Origin of the sequence: Bacillus sp. T17B1 (assembly GCF_026796395.1) — a bacterium.
Classification (GTDB): domain Bacteria; phylum Bacillota; class Bacilli; order Bacillales; family Bacillaceae; genus Bacillus; species Bacillus spizizenii_A.
Genome location: NZ_JALAYA010000043.1, coordinates 112,995 through 134,507, shown reverse-complemented (window position 1 = coordinate 134,507; position 21,513 = coordinate 112,995). Strand labels below are relative to the sequence as shown.

At 45.2% G+C, this 21,513-nt stretch carries 18 protein-coding genes and 7 pseudogenes; 4 read left to right on the top strand and 21 right to left on the bottom strand.

Translation table 11 applies throughout. From position 1 onward, the window contains the following. Nucleotides 1-33 precede the first annotated feature (33 nt). Complete coding sequence (locus MOF34_RS18220) at nt 34-594, bottom strand: shikimate kinase (RefSeq protein ID WP_019713252.1); 561 nt, start codon at nt 592-594, stop codon at nt 34-36. 296 nt (nt 595-890) lie between these two features. Between MOF34_RS18220 and tmrB the strand changes: the two are divergent. Further along, nucleotides 891-1,439 (top strand): annotated as a pseudogene (gene tmrB, locus MOF34_RS18215) (tunicamycin resistance ATP-binding TmrB). 153 nt (nt 1,440-1,592) lie between these two features. On the opposite strand, the gene nadE reads toward tmrB, so the two are convergent. Both nadE and MOF34_RS18205 read right to left on the bottom strand, forming a co-directional pair. Further along, nucleotides 1,593-2,411, bottom strand: coding sequence for an ammonia-dependent NAD(+) synthetase (nadE, locus tag MOF34_RS18210; protein ID WP_268401208.1), 819 nt, complete (start codon nt 2,409-2,411; stop codon nt 1,593-1,595). 132 nt (nt 2,412-2,543) lie between these two features. Further along, nucleotides 2,544-3,139: pseudogene (locus tag MOF34_RS18205) on the bottom strand (DUF1989 domain-containing protein). Between the two features lie 127 nt (nt 3,140-3,266). Here MOF34_RS18205 and MOF34_RS18200 point away from each other — a divergent pair. Then, complete coding sequence (locus MOF34_RS18200) at nt 3,267-4,607, top strand: amino acid permease (RefSeq protein ID WP_268401214.1); 1,341 nt, start codon at nt 3,267-3,269, stop codon at nt 4,605-4,607. Nucleotide 4,608: 1 nt separating this feature from the next. Here the strand turns inward: MOF34_RS18200 and MOF34_RS18195 are convergent, their stop codons facing one another. The 8 genes and pseudogenes from MOF34_RS18195 to MOF34_RS18165 all read right to left on the bottom strand — a co-directional run bounded on the left by MOF34_RS18195 (nt 4,609) and on the right by MOF34_RS18165 (nt 9,552). After that, nucleotides 4,609-5,370 carry a YqcI/YcgG family protein gene (locus MOF34_RS18195; protein ID WP_268401207.1) on the bottom strand — a complete coding sequence of 254 codons (762 nt, stop codon included), beginning with the start codon at nt 5,368-5,370 and terminating at the stop codon, nt 4,609-4,611. Between the two features lie 69 nt (nt 5,371-5,439). Continuing rightward, on the bottom strand, nt 5,440-6,069 hold the full coding sequence (locus MOF34_RS18190) for a LysE family translocator (protein ID WP_019713248.1): 630 nt from the start codon (nt 6,067-6,069) through the stop codon (nt 5,440-5,442). Between the two features lie 74 nt (nt 6,070-6,143). Beyond that, nucleotides 6,144-6,224 (bottom strand): annotated as a pseudogene (locus tag MOF34_RS18185) (MarR family transcriptional regulator); the annotation flags it as partial. Continuing rightward, nucleotides 6,224-6,286, bottom strand: a pseudogene (locus MOF34_RS21090) (L-lactate permease); the annotation flags it as partial. The pseudogenes MOF34_RS18185 and MOF34_RS21090, both read right to left, overlap by 1 nt. Before the next feature lie 12 nt (nt 6,287-6,298). Then, nucleotides 6,299-6,373, bottom strand: a pseudogene (locus tag MOF34_RS18180) (hypothetical protein); the annotation flags it as partial. A 31-nt stretch (nt 6,374-6,404) separates the two neighbouring features. Then, nucleotides 6,405-7,370, bottom strand: a complete 966-nt coding sequence (locus MOF34_RS18175) for an L-lactate dehydrogenase (RefSeq protein ID WP_268401206.1) — start codon at nt 7,368-7,370, stop codon at nt 6,405-6,407. A 133-nt stretch (nt 7,371-7,503) separates the two neighbouring features. Then, nucleotides 7,504-7,995: a DUF6773 family protein gene (locus MOF34_RS18170; RefSeq protein ID WP_019713243.1), complete on the bottom strand. Its 492-nt coding sequence runs from the start codon at nt 7,993-7,995 to the stop codon at nt 7,504-7,506. A gap of 123 nt (nt 7,996-8,118) precedes the next feature. Continuing rightward, the gene (locus tag MOF34_RS18165; RefSeq protein WP_268401205.1) at nt 8,119-9,552 is read right to left on the bottom strand and encodes a YfcC family protein; all 1,434 of its coding nucleotides are present in this window, start codon (nt 9,550-9,552) and stop codon (nt 8,119-8,121) included. A gap of 151 nt (nt 9,553-9,703) precedes the next feature. Here MOF34_RS18165 and MOF34_RS18160 point away from each other — a divergent pair, with 151 nt between their 5' ends. Further along, complete coding sequence (locus MOF34_RS18160) at nt 9,704-10,855, top strand: M20 peptidase aminoacylase family protein (RefSeq protein ID WP_268401204.1); 1,152 nt, start codon at nt 9,704-9,706, stop codon at nt 10,853-10,855. A gap of 36 nt (nt 10,856-10,891) precedes the next feature. Here MOF34_RS18160 and opuAC read toward each other — a convergent pair whose 3' ends face one another. The 3 genes from opuAC to opuAA are packed head-to-tail and all read right to left on the bottom strand — an operon-like array spanning nt 10,892 to nt 13,876. After that, nucleotides 10,892-11,773 (bottom strand): glycine/proline betaine ABC transporter substrate-binding protein OpuAC, encoded by an 882-nt coding sequence (gene opuAC, locus MOF34_RS18155; RefSeq protein ID WP_019713240.1) that lies wholly within the window; start codon nt 11,771-11,773, stop codon nt 10,892-10,894. Continuing rightward, entirely contained in the window at nt 11,773-12,621 is an 849-nt protein-coding gene (opuAB, locus tag MOF34_RS18150; protein ID WP_268401203.1) for a glycine/proline betaine ABC transporter permease subunit OpuAB, read from the bottom strand. The genes opuAC and opuAB overlap by 1 nt, the downstream gene beginning before the upstream one ends. A 1-nt stretch (nt 12,622) precedes the next feature. Beyond that, complete coding sequence (opuAA, locus tag MOF34_RS18145; protein ID WP_268401202.1) at nt 12,623-13,876, bottom strand: glycine/proline betaine ABC transporter ATP-binding protein OpuAA; 1,254 nt, start codon at nt 13,874-13,876, stop codon at nt 12,623-12,625. 294 nt (nt 13,877-14,170) lie between these two features. Between opuAA and MOF34_RS18140 the strand changes: the two are divergent. Further along, nucleotides 14,171-14,315: pseudogene (locus MOF34_RS18140) on the top strand (ArsR family transcriptional regulator); the annotation flags it as partial. Nucleotides 14,316-14,609: 294 nt separating this feature from the next. Here MOF34_RS18140 and niaP read toward each other — a convergent pair. The 7 genes and pseudogenes from niaP to MOF34_RS18100 form a co-directional block, all read right to left on the bottom strand. Beyond that, nucleotides 14,610-15,812: a niacin permease NiaP gene (gene niaP / locus MOF34_RS18130; RefSeq protein WP_268401201.1), complete on the bottom strand. Its 1,203-nt coding sequence runs from the start codon at nt 15,810-15,812 to the stop codon at nt 14,610-14,612. 121 nt (nt 15,813-15,933) lie between these two features. Then, nucleotides 15,934-17,025: a toxic anion resistance protein gene (locus MOF34_RS18125; protein ID WP_268401200.1), complete on the bottom strand. Its 1,092-nt coding sequence runs from the start codon at nt 17,023-17,025 to the stop codon at nt 15,934-15,936. Nucleotides 17,026-17,040: 15 nt separating this feature from the next. Then, nucleotides 17,041-18,657, bottom strand: coding sequence for a YceG family protein (locus tag MOF34_RS18120; RefSeq protein ID WP_268401199.1), 1,617 nt, complete (start codon nt 18,655-18,657; stop codon nt 17,041-17,043). Between the two features lie 84 nt (nt 18,658-18,741). Further along, nucleotides 18,742-19,515 (bottom strand): TerC family protein, encoded by a 774-nt coding sequence (locus MOF34_RS18115; RefSeq protein WP_019713234.1) that lies wholly within the window; start codon nt 19,513-19,515, stop codon nt 18,742-18,744. A gap of 51 nt (nt 19,516-19,566) precedes the next feature. Next, complete coding sequence (locus tag MOF34_RS18110; protein WP_003224764.1) at nt 19,567-20,145, bottom strand: TerD family protein; 579 nt, start codon at nt 20,143-20,145, stop codon at nt 19,567-19,569. 34 nt (nt 20,146-20,179) lie between these two features. Then, nucleotides 20,180-20,760: pseudogene (locus tag MOF34_RS18105) on the bottom strand (TerD family protein). Between the two features lie 21 nt (nt 20,761-20,781). Next, complete coding sequence (locus tag MOF34_RS18100) at nt 20,782-21,381, bottom strand: TerD family protein (protein WP_019713233.1); 600 nt, start codon at nt 21,379-21,381, stop codon at nt 20,782-20,784. Nucleotides 21,382-21,513 lie beyond the last annotated feature (132 nt).

The window sequence follows — 21,513 nt, the reverse complement described above, 5'->3', positions numbered from 1 at the left end:
ACTTGACAGGGGTAAGACCACACTGCACGGCTTTTACATTGGCTGATAAAGATCCCAGCCGATTTTTAATGTCTCTACAATGTAATCAGCAACCTCTTCCGGAGAAAGATTGTCTGTTGCGACTTTTGAATTGTGCTTGTCGTAAATGACTTTTCTTTCGTTAAACAGCTGTTCCATTTCATCCATTGAACGGTTATGCAGCACAGGGCGGCTCTCGATCAATAAATCCGCACGCTGCTTCCAGTTCTCCCATGACAGGTCCAGATGGAGCACAAGACAGTTTTCCAGACAGCACTTTCTGATTTCTTCTTGTTTAAAAGACCCACCGCCCAGAGAGACGATTTTGAATCGTTTATGATGGCAGATGTCTAAAATATATTCCTTCTCCGTTTTCCGGAAAAAGTCCTCTCCCTTTTCCTCAAACATCTCAGGGATTGACATGTTAAAATCCTTTTCGATCTCTTGGTCAATATCGATAAAATCTCTATATAATTTTTTAGCGACCAATTGGCCGATTGTCGTTTTTCCTACACCCATGAATCCGATCAGGACGATATTTCTTTCTCTTACTGGGATGGCTCGTTTAGCATTCATCTTCGGCGAAATCCTCCTAAGGAATGAAATTTTATATTCATTATATGCTTATTTTACGGATATTTATATAGATACCGGCTTGCCCGTCCTTTTTCGTTCATGCTTTACCAGGGTTAGCCTGCTCTTGGTTGTTCAAGCGTTTTTGCTTGAATGACATTCATTGTACAACATATCTTCATTCATTTTAATACTTCGACGCAAAAAAGCATTAAAATATTTTAATCACACTGCCTTGATTGTTTTTCCCGCTGGCTCTTCAATCGAAGGGTCTTTTTTGGAGGAATGGAGAAATGGCGTTGATTATATGGATAAACGGGGCTTTCGGTTTTGGAAAAACACAAACAGTTTTCGAACTGCACAGGAGGCAGAAACCATCTTACGTGTATGATCCTGAAAAAATGGGTTTTGCACTGCGCTCCATGAACCGCCGGAGATCGCGGAGGACGATTTTCAAAGCTATCCCTATGGCGGGCGTTCAATTATAGCTTGCTGGCCTCCTTGACCGATACATACCGCGGCATCATCATTGTGCCTATGACGATTGCGGCAGGCTTAGGCATGACGGCAGGCGAGTTCACCACTTTACACGAATCGCTTCAAAAAAACCTTGTTAAACGGCTTCGCACAAGAGCAGAAGGAAAAAACTCATGGGCCGCCAAACAAATCGACCGCTGCATGGAAGGATTGGCATCACCTATTTTTAGATCATCTCCAAACAGACAACATGTCAATTCAGGATGCGGCAGAAACGATTTTCGCAAGAGCCAGTCTTACATTAGCCACTGATACAAGAGGCAGCCTCCGACAGATTGATCGTAAAGCTGGATCATATCCTCATCAAATAAAGGTCTTTCACATGATAAAATCCTAAAACGGTTTATGTTTTAGGATTTTATCATCTTTTTTCAGCAATGCGTGAACACCAACGCGCAAGACTCAACGTATGCGAGGGTTTGCCGATATGCTGAAAAGCCCGCTCTGAGAGCGGGCTTTCTATCCTATTTCCACCAGTCATCAAACATAGACGCCGGAACCTGACGTTTATGCTCAGTTATACTGAAGCGCTTTTCCAGCGCTTCTGAGACTTTCGCTGATACTTTTTTTCCTTCGAGATAATCGTCAATTTCCTCGTAGGAAATGCCTAGCTCTGTTTCATCCGCCTGTTGCGGTTTTTCGTCGAGCAGATCGGCAGTTGGTTCTTTTAAGTATAAGCGTTCCGATGCACCCAGCTCTTTCAGCAGGCTTTTTCCTTGACGCTTCGTCAATCCGGTCAGCGGCAGGAGATCCGCTCCGCCGTCACCGTACTTCGTAAAGAAACCAGTCACAGCTTCAGCGGCATGGTCCGTGCCGATGACAAGAAGGCCTTCTTGGCCGCCGATCGCGTATTGAGCGATCATTCTTGTTCTCGCTTTTACGTTTCCTTTATTAAAGTCAGTCAGCTGATTTCCGGTTTCCTGCTGATACTGATCAGAAAACGCGCTGACTGTGGACTTAATGTCAAACTTCCATGATTTATCAGGCTTAATGAACTTCAAAGCAAGCTGGGCATCGTCTTCATCCTGCTGTGTGCCATGCGGAAGACGGACCGCGATAAATTGAGCGTCTCCGCCCTCCTCGCGAATGCGTTCCACCGCAAGCTGGGCCAGGCGCCCTGCAAGAGTTGAATCCTGCCCTCCGCTGATTCCTAACACAAAGCCTTTAGCGCCGGTCTTTTTCAAATATTGTGTTAAAAAATTGATTCGGTCCTCAATTTCTTGCTTTGGATCAATTGAGGGCTTCACATGTAATTCACGCATAATTTTTTCCTGCATGCTCATCCCAATCATTCCTCCTGTACAATTCGCTGTTTCTTATTTGATCATTTCCCCAAATTGATGAAAATGAATCATGACTATTATGTATCCCTATTAAATATAGCACAGGTCTTGATTCACAGTGAACAAGAGAGATCAGCTGACTTCCACCCGTATTGACGTTACACTATCGCCATTGCACTTCCCTTTTTCTATCGGGCAGGAAGAAAACGCAACATCAAATCCATTTCCGCCCGAAGCCTTACATAATCTCCGGCATTCGAAAGCGGTGTTTCCACATACAGGTTCCCTTTCTCATCAAGGACAGTATTCATAAAAATCGCAAATGGGTAGTGCATGTGAGGCTTCAGGACGCCAAACTGCTCAAGCGCACGGTTCATATTGTCATAGCACGTATCCTGAATCTCATCCTTTTGCTTGCCGTATAACAGTCTGTTCATATCAGGACGGCAGGCTGGAAGCAGCAGATCATGCTTGCCGACCGTATCTTCAATGAGCGTCAGCATCGGTTTGTATAGATTTGAGTAGATATGATCGTTGACTTTCACATGAATGGAATGATTGGCATCAATCGTTGCACCCTGATCAAGATGCTCATAGAAATCCTTGGCATGGTACGCGAAAAAAACGGCCACCTGCTGCCCTTCTACATCCACCACCTTCAAAATCTGCCCTTTTTTCAACTTCAGACCAAGCCCTTTTTTCGGTTCAACGATATAGTGCTGTGTCATTGCTTTGCTCCTTTTTTTTAGTATGAGCGTTCGCCGCCCTCTCCATGTAAAAAGAGGCAAAAATCTGATGTATATAAGCTTCGGGCGGGACGCAATCTAACCTTAGATAAAAGGGGTTGAATTGATGATGAGTCAAACAAAAAAAGACCAGCAAAAAGGGAATTTGGCCTGGTGGCAGCTGTCACTAATCGGTATAGGCTGCACAATCGGAACAGGATTTTTTCTCGGTTCCAGCATTGCAATAGTGAAAAGCGGTTTCTCCGTTCTGCTATCATTTCTGATCGGGGCAATCGGCACGTATTTTGTATTCGAGCAGCTTGCTAAGCTGTCGGCAAAGCAGCCGGAAAAAGGCTCGTTTTGTGCGTATGCAAGAAAAGCATTCGGAAGATGGGCCGGCTTCAGCAATGGCTGGGTGTACTGGTCATCAGAAATGCTGATTACCGGAAGCCAATTGACAGCCATTTCGTTATTTACGAAGCACTGGTTCCCTCAAGTGCCGCTATGGGTATTTGCATCAATCTACGCGGTACTTGGGCTACTGATTATTTTCACCGGGCTGTCTGTTTTTGAGAAGACTGAAAACGTACTGGCAGTTATCAAAACAGCCGCTATATTTATGTTTATTGTGATTGCCATCCTGGCATTATGCGGTATCCTGTCTGGCGGAAACCACGATGTACAGGTTCCTAATAAAACGAGTGAGTTTTTCCCATATGGCGTCATGGGGCTGTGGACAGGTTTAATTTACGCGTTTTACGCTTTTGGCGGAATTGAGGTCATGGGGCTGATGGCGGTTCACTTAAAAAAACCAGAAGAAGCGTCTAAATCAGGGAAACTAATGCTGGCGACGCTGGCAATTATTTATATGATTTCGATCGGACTGGCCTTGCTGCTGGTTCCCTTAGACATGTTTACTGAACAGGACAGCCCGTTCATTACGTCGTTAAAAGGATATAACCTTAAGATCATCCTTGATATTTTTAACGGGATTTTCATTATTGCCGGGTTCTCGACCCTCGTCGCTTCACTGTTTGCAGTTACAACATTGCTATGTACGATGGCTGATGACGGAGACGCGCCGAAATGCTTTACTTTAAAGGAAGGCAAAAAAATATGCTGGCCGGCGCTGGGGCTGACGTTTGCGGGGCTTGTCCTCTCCATCATTCTGTCTTTAGTGCTCCCCAAAAACATTTATGAGCACATGACGACAGCTGCGGGGCTTATGCTTTTATACACTTGGCTGTTTATCCTGTTCTCCAGCAAAAAGCTGACTGATCCTGAAGGAATGGGGAAAACGCAAATTTATTCAGCGATGATTCTGATTGCTGCGGCTGTATCCGGCACACTGTTTGAAAAATCAAGCCGGCCCGGTTTTTTTGTAAGCATAGGCTTTCTCGTGATCATTGCCATCGTTACGATGATCTATCAAAAAAAGCAGGGACATAAAGACCGCCCTGCCAGCTCGTGATTTATTTCATTTTGTTCAACATATTCTTTAAATAAGAAAACGGGCACTTCGATACCTGTTGTTCATCATCACGCAGGAAATACTGTTTCCATTCGCAATTATCTTTTCCAGCGTACCACCCTAAATGCGGATGGATTGGGGCTTGATCGTAGGCTTTTAACCGTGCGCGGATCAGCCTGCTCATGTTGCGGCCAAATGCGGTTGATCCATTTAAGTCTTCAAACACCCATTTTGGCTGAAACGTGATCATAAAATAAGGAAAGCTCCGGCTTCTTCTCTGCTCATGCCCCGGTGTAGCGCACAGAATAAAGTACGGATCGCCGTCAAAACAAAACTCCCATTTATAATGCTCGGGATCGGCCGGAATGTCTTCCGGCCACTCTTTTTTGTCCTGATGACTCAGTCTATTTAAAAAGCTCCAAAACAGCTCTTCATACGCTTCAATCGAATAGTGCTCAGCCAAATCTTCCGGTGTATCAAACAACACAACGAGGGATGCGTACTTTCCCGTGTCCCGCGATATCCTGCCGTACTCCGCAAGCAATGGTGCCAGCTCCTCCGCTGTACGGTTTTCCCGCGGATCTCCGACAAAAGCAATGCGAAGCTGATCAGTCAGAAACGCCTGGCGTCCGGGAATGCACGGAAACGTATCCGCGTCATCAGCCACAGTTTCTGCCAAGAGCTCAAAAGCGATACTTTGCCATTCAGGGAGTTCAGCTTGATTACGTTCCAGAAAACTTTTGGTGTAAATCCCATTCACCATTGATCCACCTCCAGTATCGTCTGGATACTATATTAAAACTGAAGGCGGCAGGTGACTGTCCTTCATGAATCAGCCCAATAACTGTTTGATGCCTTGATAACCGAAGTAAAAGCCAAATATAAGGAGGGATACACCCGCGATTCCGGTCAATCCTCTTAAGAGCTTTTCATGAAGCAGATTTCTGAACATGCTGGCTGTGATCGCCATGCAAAAATCCCAGATTAAAATGCCGAGCATGATGCCGGAGCTATAGATCAAAAGCTGATTCATATTGTAGGCCTCTGCTGTTTTCGCAAGTATGCTCCCGTAAATTCCGAGCCAAAACAGGATGCTCAATGGATTTGACAGTGAAATGAGAAAACCCGAAGCGAACGTTTTCCTATATGACGTTTTTCCTCGCGAGCTTCGCACATCCATCGGTTCTCTGACATTTTTCAGCGTTTCAATTCCGGTATAGGTCAGAACAAAAAAGCCGAAGAGCCACAAAAACGTTTTTACAAATGGAGCGGTCAAAAACTGTGAAAGTCCGAAATAGATAAAAAGCATGTACAGTCCGTCCGCTGTCATGGCGCCTAAACCAAAAATCCAAGCATGCCAAAAACCATTTTTAATTCCTTTGTCTATTTGCGCCGCATTCACAGGTCCCACTGGCGCAGACAAGGACAGTCCCAGCACAATATAGCTCAAAAAAATATTCACCGGCCCGTACTCCCTTCTCTTACGTAACTTGTACAATTTATTCGGGAACGGGCCAAGCTATGCACAAAATTCACTTACCGCTTCAGACGTTTCAGTTCTTCCTCCACAATATCGGCGGCTTTGCCTACGAAACTGAAAATGAGTTCCAGTTCTTCAGCAGCGCCGCACTAATCGCAAGCGGAACACCAAAACCGGCCGCACCTTCTAAAAACGCGTTTTAATAATAGCTGTAGAGAATCGGAGTGAGCGCCACAAGTGCGCTCACATACTCGTTTCCAAACGGATCATACAACTGCTCCCACATTGACAATCAGCCCTTTACTCTAAAGTTGCGTTTAGTTGACCTTTTGTTCTGCAAAATGAGGTTTTAAAATGTTTGTAAGGACACCTGCGCTGTGAAGGAACTGTTCCTTTTCTTTCTCATTTAAGTTCAGCTCAGTGATGCCTGCAATACCTCCGCGGTTTACGACAGCCGGAACGCCGATGTACACGTCATTTGCGCCGTATTGTCCGTCCAAGTATGTGCTGACAGTTAAAATGCTGTTTTCATTATGAAGAATGGCTTTTGTAATGCGGGCTAGGCTCATTGCAACACCATAATAAGTCGCCCCTTTTTTCTCAATAATATGGTAAGCGGCGTTTTTCACGTCATCTACGATCTGGTCTAGCTCCTCTTGTTTATATGCATCGTTTTTCTCAACAAGTTCACTGACAGGCACACCTCCGACATTTGTGTGGCTCCAGACAGGAAGCTCTGTATCACCGTGCTCTCCGATAATATGCGCGTGCACGTTTTGAGGCGCTGCGCCAAAGTATTCACTCAGCATGTAACGGAATCTCGCAGAATCTAGTGTTGTGCCGCTTCCGATCACCCGCTCTTTTGGCAGGCCGCTGAATTTCCATGTAGCGTAAGTCAAAATATCAACCGGATTTGTCGCAATTAAGAAAATGCCGTCAAATCCGCTCGCCATGACTTCACTGACGATGCCTTTGAAAATTTTCACGTTCTTTTCTACTAATTCAAGGCGTGTCTCACCAGGTTTTTGGTTTGCTCCGGCGCAGATGCAGACAATATCAGCATCTTTGCAGTCTTCATATGTTCCGTAAGATGTTTTGACCGGTTGCGGCGCAAACGCCTTTCCGTGGTTTAAGTCCATCACATCGCCCATTGCTTTTTCTTTATTTACATCAATGACCACAAGCTCATCTGTGATCCCTTGGTTTATTAACGCAAATGCATAACTGCTTCCAACAAAACCCGCTCCGATTAAAGCTACTTTATTCACATGTGTATTCATCATTAATCATCCTTCCAGGGTATGTTTTTCTTTGATGTTTGTTTGTGAAGTATTTCACATTTATATTGTGCAATATTTCACAAACTATTGCAAGAGAAAAGTTTTGTCTGATTTATGAACAAAAAAGAAACCATCTCTATGATGATTTCTTCTTAAACTCCTTTTTTACCGTACTTCTGTAAGACAGCTTCACGATTCCAAATCGAAGCAAAAACAGAACGCCGCCGCAGACGATAAATAGAAGGATCATTTTCAGCCAAGCGAAGAATGTATGGGGAATCCCCCTGTCATACATCGTAAGCACCACTACCGCAAAGGCGACAGCTATTGATTCTATGAACTGCTGCTTCACCCGTTTATGCAGTTCTTCGTCGGTGTCTATTTTCGGCATCAGCATTCCAGAAGCAGATGCCCTGATGCAGTAATATAAGATGATAATGAACAAAAACACAAGGCTCGAGACCCATTCATTAAACGGAAATGCAAACATAATGCCGCGGATAACCACATCCAGCAGCGCAAACGCCCCGGCTAACTTGCCGATCTCCGACCAGATCTTTTGTTCTTTTTCTTTTACTCTCTTATTTTTCCCATTCACGCCTGAAAGTCTATTAAGCAGATTATTCATGACCTTCCTCCCGCACTTTTACGAATGGCTTATGGCTTATGGCTTACATGTTACAATAACAGCCTGCGCTTCTGCAACGATTAAATGAAAAGCCCGCCCGTACAAGCCGCCGGGCAGTAATCGTTAAAACGGCCCCCAATTAATCATGACACCTATGACAATAAATACAAGTCCGATCAAGAACCAAATCAGAGCAAGCGGCACCATAAACCTGAGCCACTTGACGTACGGAATGCCGCTGGCGGCAAGCACCGCCATGAGAACGCCGGATGTCGGGTTCACACAGTTGACGACTCCTTCTCCAAGCATAACCGCTTCCACCGCGACCTGCCTCGTAATTCCCATCAAATCAGCAAGCGGCGCCAGGATTGGAATAAATACAACGGCTTCCCCAGACCCAGAAGAGATGAGAAAATGAAGCAGCGCACTGGCGATATACATGCCGATCGCACCGGCAATCGGGCTGAATCCATCCAAAAGCGAAGCCAATGCGTTGACGACTGTATCGAGGAGCTTGCCATTTTCAAGGATGACAGAAATGCTTCTTGCCATCCCGACAATCAGCGCCCCATATACAAGGCCTTGGCAGCCCACTATGAAGGTTTTGGCAATATCGTTTGCCGCAAGTCCGCCTATCAACCCGCCAAGGACAGAAATAAAAATAAACGTCGCAGCCATTTGTGAATCAGACCAGCCCAGCTTCAAAGCGCCGTATAAAAATCCGAGCAGCGACAGTCCCGCCACAGCCAAAATGAGCTTATGACGAACAGTAAACGCCACTGACTGATCTTCTTCTTTCCCCGCCTCACCCATTCCTGCCGCGGGGAACCAATTTGTCCCTAACACACTGGCATCCTTTGATTTTTTTAATTTTCTTGTGTACAGATAGATATAAATAATAGAAGACAGCAAAAAGCATATGTAGATTACAACACGCAGGCCAATTCCCGAGAAAAGCGGCAGCTCCGCGATTGATTGCGATAAACCGAGCGGGGACGGCGATAAAATAGTTGAGTTAAATCCAGCGTAGCAGCCGATGTAAATAACAGCGGCACCCGCGACTGCGTCCCACTTTAAGGATCGTGCGACAATGAGGCCGATGGGGATAAAACCGATAACTGAATTCACGACAATTCCGGTTGTTCCGAGAATGGAGAACAACGCACCGACAATACAAATAAATAATAATTGCTTTGTGCGGAATTTGCTGATGACATTGTAAATCAGGCCGTTGATGGCACCCGTTTTTTCTAAAATGGCAATGGTGCCGCCAGTGAATAAAATCAGAAAGATGATTGGTGCTGATCCGACCATTCCATCCTGCAGAGAAGTAAAAAAGCTGATCAGGCTGACCGGGGATTGTTCAATCGAATGATAGCTTCCCGGAACAGCAGTGGTGACATCTCCCTTTGTCACGCGGTCAAATTCTCCCGCCGGCACAACATACGAAGCAACGGCGCAAATGAAAGCAATAATAAATAAGAGGACATAGGCGTCAGGCATTTTACCTGTCGTACGTTTTCTCTTAGGCTGTGTTTCGGCTGCTGGCATACTCATATTTCGATTATCCATCCCCTCTGTCTGAAAATATTAATTATTCTGAAGAGTAGCAATATGTGCTATATTATATACAGCCTATCTTCCTGTTTCAATATTAAATAAAGTAAAGAAGGGAAATTCATTTTGATAGAAGGAGGGCACTTTTCCCATGCAAAAGCTTTCCGAAGACATGAAACAAACTGTTATGGACATCTTCGAGCACCTGCACGCGAACCCTGAAGTCAGCTGGAAGGAATATGAGACAACTGCATTTCTTAAACAAAAGCTTGAGGAATTAGGGTGCCGGACTCACACGTTTTCAGACTGCACCGGGGTTATTGGCGAAATCGGTTCAGGGTCACCTGTTGTAGCTGTGCGTGCTGACATTGATGCGCTATGGCAGGAGGTTAACGGCACATTCCGCGCCAACCATTCCTGCGGACACGATTCACATATGACAATGGCGCTGGGCACGTTAATGCTGCTGAAAAAACAACCCGAGCTTCCGAAGGGCACGATCCGTTTTATCTTTCAGCCGGCTGAGGAAAAAGGCGGCGGCGCCTTGAAAATGATAGAAGAAGGCGTGCTTGATAATGTCGATTATTTGTACGGCGTTCACGTCCGTCCGATTCAGGAGACACAGAACGGGCGCTGTGCCCCATCTATTCTGCACGGATCAAGCCAGCATATTGAGGGAACAATCATAGGAGAGGAAGCCCATGGCGCCCGCCCGCATCTCGGGAAAAACAGCATTGAAATTGCGGCATTTCTCGTACATAAGCTCGGACTCATTCATATTGACCCAAACATCCCGCATACGGTTAAAATGACCAAACTTCAAGCCGGCGGTGAAAGCTCCAATACCATTCCAGGAAAAGCGACGTTCAGCCTTGATTTGCGCGCACAGACCAATGAAGCCATGGAGACGTTAATCACTGAAACAGAAAGAGCCTGTGAAGCGGTCGCCGCGGCATTCGGCGCGAGGATCGAGCTTCAAAAAGAACATAGCCTCCCCGCAGCAACACAAAACAAAGAAGCTGAAGCGATCATGGCAGAAGCCATTACGGACATCATCGGGGCTGAACAGCTCGATGAACCGCTTGTCACAACCGGCGGTGAGGATTTTCATTTTTACGCCGTAAAAATGCCGAACCTCAAAACAACTATGCTCGGACTCGGCTGCGGACTACAGCCAGGACTCCATCATCCGCACATGACCTTTGACAGGAACGCGATGTTCAACGGCATTCACATTTTGGCTAACGCCGTATTAAAAACATTTCAGAAGGCGGAATCACTAGCTGCTGCTAATGCTTCTTAACTCAAAAAAGCAGCCTGGCTAAGGCTGCTTTCTTCATTACTTCTTCAAGTCTTCAATTGAGTTAACGTTTTTCATATATTGAGGCACAACAAGTCCCATCTTTACGCCAGTCATACTGGTTCCAATATCGTCATATTTACCCTCATATTTTGCGGCGTATGCTTTATGGGTATTCGGCAGCCATGCGGAAAGGGATGCATCGGCGCTTCCCGTCGCAATCGCGGTCCACATTGGACCGGCCTCTACCTGAGTAAACGTTACGTCATAGCCCAAGTCTTCTAAGACTTTGCCAACTACGTTTGTACTTGCAATCTCACTGTCCCACGCCACATAGGCAAGGTTGATTTTGTCTCCCTTTACCTTTTGAACGCCTTTTGTCCACTCCGCAATCTGATCCTTATGCTTCTTCACATACTCAGCGGCGGCCTTGGCAGGTTTTTCGCCTTGTTCCACCTTGATCATTACTTCTCCCATGTCGTCTTGCGTCCATTTAAACTGGCTCAGAAGCTTTGCGGCATTCGGCTGTTCTTTGCTGAAGCCTTTGCGCGTGATCGTATGGATTTCCTCTGCGTTTCCATAAGATTGGTTTGGATCATCAAGATATTTCAGCTTATATCTGGAGAACATCCAGTGCGGTGTCCATCCAGTAATGATAATCGGTTTCTGACGGTCGTATGATTTTTTAAGCGTTGCGGTCATCGCAGCGCTTGAAGCCGAAATCAATGTCCAGTCATTCAAGTCATAATCCTTCATCGCTTTGTCGGTCAAGGCCATTATCCCTGAACCAGGGTCAATCCCGGTGATGGTCTTATTTACCTGTTCAGCCGCGGTTGCATTTTCATCGCTTTCTGACCCGCAAGCCGCAAGTGAGAGCGCCAGCATGGCGGAAACGCCGATACCGAAGATTTTTTTAAGCATCAGGCATTCCCCCTGCTTTTTTTCTTCAGTTTAATATTTTGAGTAATACGGTCCAGTGTAATGGCTACGATGACGATAGCGATACCGGCCTCTACACCGACCCCGGTCTTTAGCTGTGTTACGGCACTGTATACTTCAGAACCAAGTCCCGGTGCACCGACCATTGCGGCGATAACAACCATTGATAACGCAAGCATGATGCTTTGGTTGATTCCGGCCAGAATGGTTTTTGTCGCAAGCGGAAGCTGAACTTTAAACAAACGCTGAGCTGTCGTAGAACCGAACGCTTCAGTCGCTTCAATCAAATCCGCCGGCACTTGCTTTATACCGAGAACAGTCATGCGGATTGTCGGCGGCATCGCGAAGATAACAGATGCAACAACCCCCGGCACAACACCGATGTTAAAGAAGAAAATCGCCGGCAATAGATATACGAAAGCAGGCATTGTCTGCATTAAATCAAGAATAGGCGTTACAGTACGGCGAACCGTTTCTTTCTGGGACGCCCAAATTCCGATCGGAACCCCGACCACAATCGAAATAATCACAGATGTCAAAACAAGCGCCAATGTTTGCAGCATTGGGTCCCAATATCCTAAATAATCGATCAATAGGAATCCAATCAATGTAAATAACGCAATTCCCCTCGTACTGATCCACCACGCAAGTGCGGCGAAAATAATCGTTAATAAAATAGATGGCATAAATCCGAGTCCGCTGACAATTCCATTTACAAAAGCGGCCAATCCGTTTGCGATTCCATCAAAGAATCCGCCAAACGTCATCGTAATCCAGTCAACAAAACGGTCAATCATATCTGCTAAAGGTATTCTAGGCAGTCTATCCATCTTACTTCACCTCCTGTACAGAAGGATCTTGTGTTTGTTCATTGCTTTCAACATTAATGTAATCGTTATTGCCGGCGAGTGCGCCAATTAACGCGCCTTTTACGACAATCCCTTTCATTCGCTGCTTCTCATCCACAACCGCAATTGGAATATTCGCGTCAGAAACAACGTCAAAGATCTCTGTCAGATACGTATTCTCTGGTACAGTCGTGAATTCTGTATTCAAGATATCTTGAAGTGACAAATCAGACTCAGCTGCTTTTTTCGCATCTGACGCGTGAATGACACCTAACAATTTCTTTTGTTTATCGACTGCGTAAATAGATGAAATCCCTAGGTTTTTCATCAATGTTAATGCCACGCGAGGCCCTTTATCAATCCGCACTGTTTCAGCGCGTTTCATAATGTGGCCTGCTGTGAGGACTTTAGATAAATCAACATCCTCAACGAATTTCTCAACATATTCGTTAGATGGACTCATCAGAATTTCCTCCGGTGTGCCGATCTGAACGATGTTACCATCCTTCATCAAGGCGATTCTGTCACCGATGCGCAATGCTTCGTCAAGGTCATGCGTGATAAAGATAATCGTTTTCCCGACATTTTCATGAAGATCTAGAAGCTCATCCTGCATATCTTTACGAATTAAAGGATCAAGCGCACTGAACGCTTCGTCCATGAGAAGGATGTCCGGGTTATTCGTCAACGCGCGGGCAAGACCGACACGCTGCTGCATCCCGCCGGAAAGCTGGTCAGGATATTGCTGTTCAAATCCTTCAAGGCCGACAAGTTTAAGGGACTCAAGCGCTTTTTGCTGGCGCTCTTGTTTATCCACACCTTGAAGCTCCAGCCCGTATTCTGTGTTTTCAAGTATCGTTCTGTGCGGGAACAGAGCAAACTTTTGGAAGACCATGCTGATTTTCTTCCGGCGAACTTCCCGGAGCTGGTCTTTAGACATATTTGTTATCATGTCACCATCAATGTAAATATTTCCGGCAGTCGGTTCAATAAGCCGGTTTAACAGCCGTACTAGAGTTGATTTACCGCTCCCTGATAGACCCATGATGACAAATATCTCACCATCATATACATCAAAATCTGCTTGATTTACCCCAACGGTTGATCCGGTCGCTTTCAGGATCTCTTTTTTTGTCTTTCCGTTGGCAAGCATTTGAACTGCTTTCTTTCTTTGTTTCCCAAAAATTTTAGATACTTTCTCGACTTTTATCTTAATTGGTTTCTCATCTACACTCATATTTTCCCTCCATATTAAACAATCCTTATAACCGTAACACTTATGTAACATTCCACACAAACAGCATATACTCTTTTATTCTGTACCATTTCTTTATAAACATCCATGTAGCCACATGGCCTTATTTATGCTTCTAAATGCTCTGTAATCCTCCTTTATGATTGTATTTTACAGGTAATAATTATCCCTTCTTTAATTGAAAACGCTTTTACTCTACTGAAATCCTTCTTTTTTTATGACTTCCTGCTCCTTTTCTGGAAAATAATTGTTATATCGACTCCTATTGTGCGTTTCATGACTACAAAACTATTAGATGATCAAAAAATATGTACAGCGTTATCTGATGAACCGAGGCTTGCTATTATTTGTACGCTTTACTGCAGTGGAAAAGAACTCAGCTGAAGTAGGTGAAAAGTGCAATATTGTCAAAACCACAGCATAAAACGTGGTATGAAATCAAACATACCTGCCTAGCTTTTGGAAACCTTTTAACGAAGGGTTTTGCTGTACATATCTGTTTCATATTGCGCGAGGAACCATCGCTCCCCTTTCCAACGCCACTATGTGCCGGGACCATGTTTTGCAGGTGAATTTATATCAACATCGGAGCCGTTAGAGGATTTACTGCAATTTTGTTTATGCTGCCCATGGCGCTCTACCAGACAATCAATAAAACCGGGAAACACCCCGAGCACAAATGTAAAAGAAGCACCCCATCCTAGAGGTGCCTCTCCTATTCAAGTTCAGTTTGTTTCGTTTCTTTTCCCATAATCAATATACAAACAACCGCGAGTAAAATTGCTATGCAAAAGATCGAGAAAATGACCGAAAACGAAATATGACGGGCTGCGAGCGTTCCGACGAGCAGCGGCCCGAAGATGCCGCCGATTCTACCAAACGCTGCTGTCGTTCCTGAACCTGTTGCGCGAATCGCTGTCGGGTATTGCTCCGGTGTATAGGCATACAGAACACCCCATGCACCAAGATTAAAAAATGATAACAGCATTCCAGCCGTAAGCAGAAGGCCTAAGGAATCCGCCGTTCCGAAGAAATAGGCGCTTCCTGCTGTACCTATCAGGTAAATGACGAGTATCCACTTTCGGCCGGCTTTTTCGATCAGCCACGCAGCAGAAAAATAGCCCGGAAGCTGAGCAAGTGTCATCAGCAGGACATACTCAAAGCTTTGAATCATACTGAAGCCTTTCAGCAGCATGACACTCGGCAGCCATAGGAACATGCCGTAATAAGAAAACACCACGCAAAACCAAACGATCGACAGCATCACGGTCGACCGTATATACCGTTTTGCCCAAACGCTTTTTACATTCTCCCATACCGATGTCTTTTTGGCTGAAAGCGACTCATATTTTGGCGAATCAGGCAGACTCGTCCGCAGGTACAGAGCGTAAAAAGCCGTCAGTGACGTCAACAGCAGGGCGGCCTGCCAGCCGAAGCTCGGGATCACAAAGTAAGAAATGAGTGCTGCTACGAGCCACCCTACTGCCCAAAAGCTTTCCAGAAGCACAATCACTCTGCCCCGCTTTTCAGGCGCAACCGCTTCGGACACAAGTGTTGAAGCGACTGGCAGTTCGCCGCCAAGCCCCATTCCAATAACAAAACGCAGAATGAGAAATGCCGATAAGCTTGTCACAAAAGCTGAAATGCCGCTTCCGATGGAAAAGCACAAAAGGGTAATGATAAACACTTTTTTTCGGCCAATTCGATCAGCCAGCAGCCCAAATAAAAACGCACCCGCAGCCATGCCGATGGAATTGACGCTTCCGATCCATTTCATTTCTTCGGGCGACAGATTCCACTCTACGTGGAGCGCAGCAATTATAAACGATAATATACCGACATCCATTGCATCAAACAGCCACCCTAAACCGGCGACACCCAGCAGCTTACGCTGGGATATAGGCTGTTGTTTTCCCATTGCCAACACCTCTGATATGCAAAATCATTACCGTTTAAGTTTACACCTGTCTTTACACATTGTCATCAGTTAATTCATGTAAATGAAAAACCCCCGCTTGTGAAGCACAAGCGGGGGTTTTTTATTGCTGTAAGGATGCTTTTTTAATATTATCCTGCAGCTGGGCAATTCGTCTTGCGCCCTCCTCCCGAAGGCGTTTGTTTTCTTCTTCGATTTGTTTTGTTTCCTGCATGCCGCTGACTATCGTATTCCAAGAGGATTCGATCGTTTCAATATCTATGCTTGGTCTTCCTGCCATTCTGGCAATTTCAACACTTTGGCTCGAGATATTTTCAGCATTTCGTCTCAGCATCTCGTTTGTCCGGCGGTCAAGCTCGCTCATGGAGTCAGCCACAAGCTTTTGGCGTTTCACGGTAACAGCCTGAATAATGCCGTTTTTGAAAATCGGAATGGTGATGATGAACGCGGAGTTGATTTTCCCGATCAGCTTTGCATTTCCACGCTGGAGGAGACGGATTTGAGGTGCAGTTTGAAGAGCCACCATCCGCGCCATATCCAGATCATATACCCGCTCCTCAAGCGCCTGGATGCCGTTGCGCAATGTATCGAGCTGCATTTGCGCCAGCTGGTTTCCGCTTGCCGCTTTTTCTTCATACGAAGGAAGGATTGATTGCATCTCTTCCAGCTTCATTTGCCCGGCAACGACGTATTTTTCAAGCTCCATGTAGTACTTGATATTGTTTTCATACATTTCATCAAGCGTGTGGTTCGTCTTCGTCATCTCATCTTTGTATTTCGAAATCTCAACGTGGATTTTCTCAATCTCTCCGCCAAGCGTCTGATACTTTTTAAAGATTTTTTCAATCATGCTGCCGCCGCGTTTGAAAATTTTCGCCATTAATCCCTTCGGCTCATCAAAATCATTTTTGTCGAAGCGGTCCATGATTTTCCCAAGCTGAGTCAGCATTGTGCCGGAGTCTGTCACGCTTGTTGTTTTCATCATCCCCAAGATGCGGTCAGAGAACTTGGAAATCTCAACAGCCGGCTCCTTTCCGTACTCAAGCAGCTCCATTTGGTTTTTGACATCAATTTGCTGGGCGAGACGCTGCACCTCTGGTTCCTGGCGGAGCTGGAGACGAATATCGTCTGCCTTTTGCTGGGAAATTTCTTCGTTTTTATCGAGAACAAGCGGGTTTTGATTTTCTGATGTCATGCTTTTCTTCTCTCCTTACTTTTGGGTAATTGTTCTGAACAGCCTTTTCACAAGCGAAGGCTCTTTATAGTCCTGCTGAAACACCATGTCATCCAGCCAGTGGATATCATACTGATCCTCCTCAATAAACTGCTCAATATCTTGATGGCCGGGAGGGTTATAAATGATGATATCGATTCCGATTTCATTCAGGAACAGCAGGGCGGCAGCATCCGAACGCGTGAGTCCGCCGCTCATTTCTGTATGATATAAAACGAGTTTCGGAACGGTTTGCGCATAGTCGAATATTTGAATCAATTTCAGCAGATTAGCAGGCAGGTTTGTTGTTTGTTTAAACAAGTAGATTTGAACATCCTTGACTTGTTCTTCTTGATGCAAAGCCTTAAGCCTCGGGTGCCTGCACATTCTCGAAATCGTTTTGGCAATGGCAGTCTGAACACCCGCCGGAAGGTGCTTGTACTGCCACACATTGCTTGCCGTCAGCTTGTCCGGATCGATGTTTCCTTCGTGGTCAAGTGCGTGGCTGTAATGAAATTGATAGTTCGATTTTATTTCCTCTGTAAACGGAAAGCTCCTGACCATTTCTGTTTCCTGATAGTCCGCTAATGTATGAAGCCTATTCCAATATTCTTTATTGTCTTTTGACACGCCCATAATTTTGGCGAATACATTTGGAATCTCGATGGAATGTTTATCAGCTTTGAAATTCGGGCGAATAAAGGCGCGCTCCTTCGCGATTAAAAACAATTCATCATAGGTCGTTTTGAGCGTAACGGACACCGGTGTATGATCTCTGAATTGCCATGGCTTGTACAGCATGGATTCCTCGTGATTCAGCACATGTTCAATTTCCTTTGTTGAGCGGTAGGCGACTGTTGATTTCCGGTCCGGTTTTTCTTTCGGAAACGGCTGAAGCTCTGAAACATCCGGAAGCTTTTCCGTAAAACTGAACTCCCGCTTCGGATCGACAAGCGCCAGCTGATCGTTTCCCGCCGGATGGAACAGCAGAACATCGCAGCCGACTAACATGAGGTAATATAAAAAATAAAGCTGGCTCTTCGTCGCGTCTCCATACCAAACTACCTTTGGCATCTCCCGCTCTATATCGGTTTTTTCCAGCCAAGGATTCAGGTGATTCAAAGAAAACTTTGAGACATCAAGCAGCACTCTGCGAAAATCAGGATGATTCAGCCCTTGCTCATGATGATCTGCAAAGGTATGTAAAAGCGTCATCAGCGCTTTTCTCAAATGGCGGTGCATCAAGGGATTCGAGTGTTTCGCTATCAGCTTTTCCCCGTCCAGAAAGGCAACAAAGCGACTGACTGACAGCCCTTTTTCTTTCTGATTGATGGAATGAATATGCTGGAGCTTTTGAAATGTTTCCGGCTCGATTGTTTTATCAAGCGTTTCACTCAGAATGGAAATGCGGTCGTTTATAGACAGCTCATACAGCTCGTTATAGTAGTCTGTTTCATCAATAGGCGTGCCTAATATCTGCCCGGCAAGACGAGAAAAAGAAAGGCCTTGTTCTGTTTCATAGTGATCCCGCTCGGGCAATGGCTGAAACAGCAGGTGTTTCCAATTCCCATCAGCCGGAAGTGCTATATGAATGGTTAGTTCTTCTTGTCTCATCATATCCTCCTTTCCGGTTTGTCATTGGGACGATATTTCTGTAACAAAAAAGGAAGGACATTGAACCTCCCTCCTTGTTTTGTTTTATTCTTCTTTTGAAGCGGCTGTTTGTTCGCGCACCTGCTTTTGTTTGTTGATGTAGTGAATGATAAATGTTACCGCAAATGCAGCAATAATGATCATGAAGAATACAGAATGCGGCATTTCGTAATGGAAAGCGCTCGCTGCCATTTTCAGAGCGATAATTCCGATTAACACGAATGCTGTGTTTTCCAGCTCAGGAATTTTATCAATCAGCACAAGGAATACTTTTGCCACTGTACGCATCATTAGAATACCTAGCATACCGCCGATCAGAAGCACCCATACTTTTTCAGATACCGCAAATGCGGCAAGGATGCTGTCCACAGAGAAGGCAAGGTCCATTAATTCAACTGAAATAACAGTCGCCCAGAAGATACCGAACGTGCGGACCATCCAAGAATTTTTCTTTATGCCGTCCGTTTCCTCTTCTTTTTCGCCAATCCAGAAGTGTTTAATGACGAGCCAAGCGAGATAAAGCGCGCCAAGCACCTTGATCCACCAAAACTTAATGAGGAGCATACCGAGCCCGATGAAAATAAACCTGAAAATATAAGCTCCAAACAAACCATACGTTAACGCTTTTTTCCGCTGTTTTTCCGGCAGGTGTTTGACCATCACCGCAAGAACAAGCGCGTTATCGGCCGATAAAAGGCCTTCCAGAACAACAAGGGAACCGATCAGACCCCATGAAACAGGATCTGAAAGCACTTCCCCCCACATTTTCCAATCGAAAAATGAAGCATACGTAGACATGATATGATGTAAAAAGTCCAAGTTTTTTCCTCCTATTAATTTGAAACGGTGACTTCTCTATCTGTCACCCGCTTACACTTGCAAACCGTAGTTCCGGCACAATGCAGCCAGCCCGCCGGAAAAACCACTGCCAATTGCATTGAATTTCCACTCGCCGCCGTGTCTGTAAAGCTCACAAACGACAACAGCTGTCTCAATAGAGAAATCTTCTCCCAAGTCGAAGCGAAGAAGCTCATCCTGCGTCTCTTCGTCCACAACACGCACAAACGCATTGGAAACTTGTCCAAAGTTTTGGCTGCGCGCCTCAGCGTCGTGAATGGTCACTGTGATGCCGATTTTCTCAATGTGTGCAGGGATCTTTGAGAAATCAACGATAATCTGCTCATCATCTCCATCACCCTCACCTGTGCGGTTGTCACCCGTATGGATGACACCGCCGCTCGGATGCTCCAGGTTATTATAGAAGACGAAATCGAGATCATTCACGCAGTTATCATGCGCATCAACTAAAAAGGCTGAAGCATCCAGGTCAAAATCGTGTCCGCCGGAGTACTTGTTTGTATCCCAGCCTAAGCCGATCACCGCTTTTGCGAGTCCCGGATTTGTTTTCGTTAAGTCAATACGCTGTCCTTTTGATAATTGAATGGCCATAATGCCTCTCTCCTTTCTGCTCTTCGTATTTGTCTTAACCGACTTGTAAACCGTAGTCCGTTGCGATGCGGGCAAGGCCGCCTTGGTAGCCTGAGCCGATAGCGGAGAATTTCCACTCGCCGTTATGTCTGTACAGCTCCCCTGCAATGATTGCCGTTTCAATGGAGAAATCTTCGGCAAGGTCGTAACGGATGAGCTCTTCATTTGTTTCTTCATTTACAATGCGAACGAACGCGTTTGATACTTGTCCAAAGTTTTGGCTGCGTGCTTCCGCTTCGTGAATGGTGATAACAAATGAGATTTTATCAATATTGGCAGGCACAGCGCTGAGATTCACTTTGACATTCTCATCGTCGCCTTCGCCAGCACCAGTCAGGTTATCGCCTGAATGAACGACTGAACCGTTGCCGCCTTCAAGCTGGTTGTAGAAAATAAAATCGTTTGGAGACGCGCATTTGCCTGCAGCGTCTAGCAGAAACACACTTGAGTCAAGGTCAAAGTCGTGCCCGCCGTCATACTTATTCGTATCCCAGCCTAAACCGACAACAACCTTTGAAAGACCCGGATTTGTTTTTGTTAAATCTACCTTTTGTCTTTTGCCAATGAAATTGCCATGTTTCATCCACTCCTTTTCTTTTATACGTACCGGCTGATAATATCTTCTAATCTCGTGTCGTTTGTGCCTTCACCAATCGCCGCAAACTTCCACTCGCTGCCGCTGCGGTAGATTTCTGCTGTAATCAGGCTTGTTCTGCCTGCATAATTGTCTCTCAAATTGTATTTGAGCATTTCTTCATGATTAGATTGATCAATTACACGAATAAACGCATTTTGAATCATGCCAAAATCTTGTTTCCTTCTGACACAATCATAAATATTTACCACAAATACAAGCTTATCGATGTTTGCAGGCACTTTTTCCAAATCTATCATAATTTGCTCGTCATCGCCCGCACCGTCGCCTGTCAGGTTGTCGCCTGTATGCCTTACACTGCCGCAGGGGCTTTTCAGGTTGCCGAAATAAATGATATTTTTCTTATCGGTGAATTTACCGTTTTCAAGCATGAGCACTGAAGCGTCACAATCTATATTCGGACCGCCTCCGCCAAGCAGTTTGCTGAAGAATCCTCCGCCTGAGGACACCGGGTCCCAGCCGAGACCGACCATCAATTTTGACAGACCGGCTTTTCCTTTTGTTAAATCAATTCGCTGACCTTTTTCTAAAGAAATTGCCACACGATTCACTCCTACTCATCAAAATGTGAAGATAGTCACATTTATTTTTACGCTCACAATGAAAATAAGCTGTAAATTATTAATATATACGTTTGTTATTATATCAAAGTTTCATAAAAGTTAAGAATAATT

What these genes read in the sequence shown, in the direction of transcription:
- MOF34_RS18220 (WP_019713252.1), bottom strand. Translation starts at nt 594, where the DNA reads ATGAATGCTAAACGAGCCATCCCAGTAAGAGAAAGAAATATCGTCCTG.
- nadE (WP_268401208.1), bottom strand. Translation starts at nt 2,411, where the DNA reads ATGAGCATGCAGGAAAAAATTATGCGTGAATTACATGTGAAGCCCTCA.
- MOF34_RS18200 (WP_268401214.1), top strand. Translation starts at nt 3,267, where the DNA reads ATGAGTCAAACAAAAAAAGACCAGCAAAAAGGGAATTTGGCCTGGTGG.
- MOF34_RS18195 (WP_268401207.1), bottom strand. Translation starts at nt 5,370, where the DNA reads ATGGTGAATGGGATTTACACCAAAAGTTTTCTGGAACGTAATCAAGCT.
- MOF34_RS18175 (WP_268401206.1), bottom strand. Translation starts at nt 7,370, where the DNA reads ATGATGAATACACATGTGAATAAAGTAGCTTTAATCGGAGCGGGTTTT.
- MOF34_RS18170 (WP_019713243.1), bottom strand. Translation starts at nt 7,995, where the DNA reads ATGAATAATCTGCTTAATAGACTTTCAGGCGTGAATGGGAAAAATAAG.
- MOF34_RS18165 (WP_268401205.1), bottom strand. Translation starts at nt 9,552, where the DNA reads ATGAGTATGCCAGCAGCCGAAACACAGCCTAAGAGAAAACGTACGACA.
- MOF34_RS18160 (WP_268401204.1), top strand. Translation starts at nt 9,704, where the DNA reads ATGCAAAAGCTTTCCGAAGACATGAAACAAACTGTTATGGACATCTTC.
- opuAC (WP_019713240.1), bottom strand. Translation starts at nt 11,773, where the DNA reads ATGCTTAAAAAAATCTTCGGTATCGGCGTTTCCGCCATGCTGGCGCTC.
- opuAB (WP_268401203.1), bottom strand. Translation starts at nt 12,621, where the DNA reads ATGGATAGACTGCCTAGAATACCTTTAGCAGATATGATTGACCGTTTT.
- opuAA (WP_268401202.1), bottom strand. Translation starts at nt 13,876, where the DNA reads ATGAGTGTAGATGAGAAACCAATTAAGATAAAAGTCGAGAAAGTATCT.
- niaP (WP_268401201.1), bottom strand. Translation starts at nt 15,812, where the DNA reads ATGGGAAAACAACAGCCTATATCCCAGCGTAAGCTGCTGGGTGTCGCC.
- MOF34_RS18125 (WP_268401200.1), bottom strand. Translation starts at nt 17,025, where the DNA reads ATGACATCAGAAAATCAAAACCCGCTTGTTCTCGATAAAAACGAAGAA.
- MOF34_RS18120 (WP_268401199.1), bottom strand. Translation starts at nt 18,657, where the DNA reads ATGAGACAAGAAGAACTAACCATTCATATAGCACTTCCGGCTGATGGG.
- MOF34_RS18110 (WP_003224764.1), bottom strand. Translation starts at nt 20,145, where the DNA reads ATGGCCATTCAATTATCAAAAGGACAGCGTATTGACTTAACGAAAACA.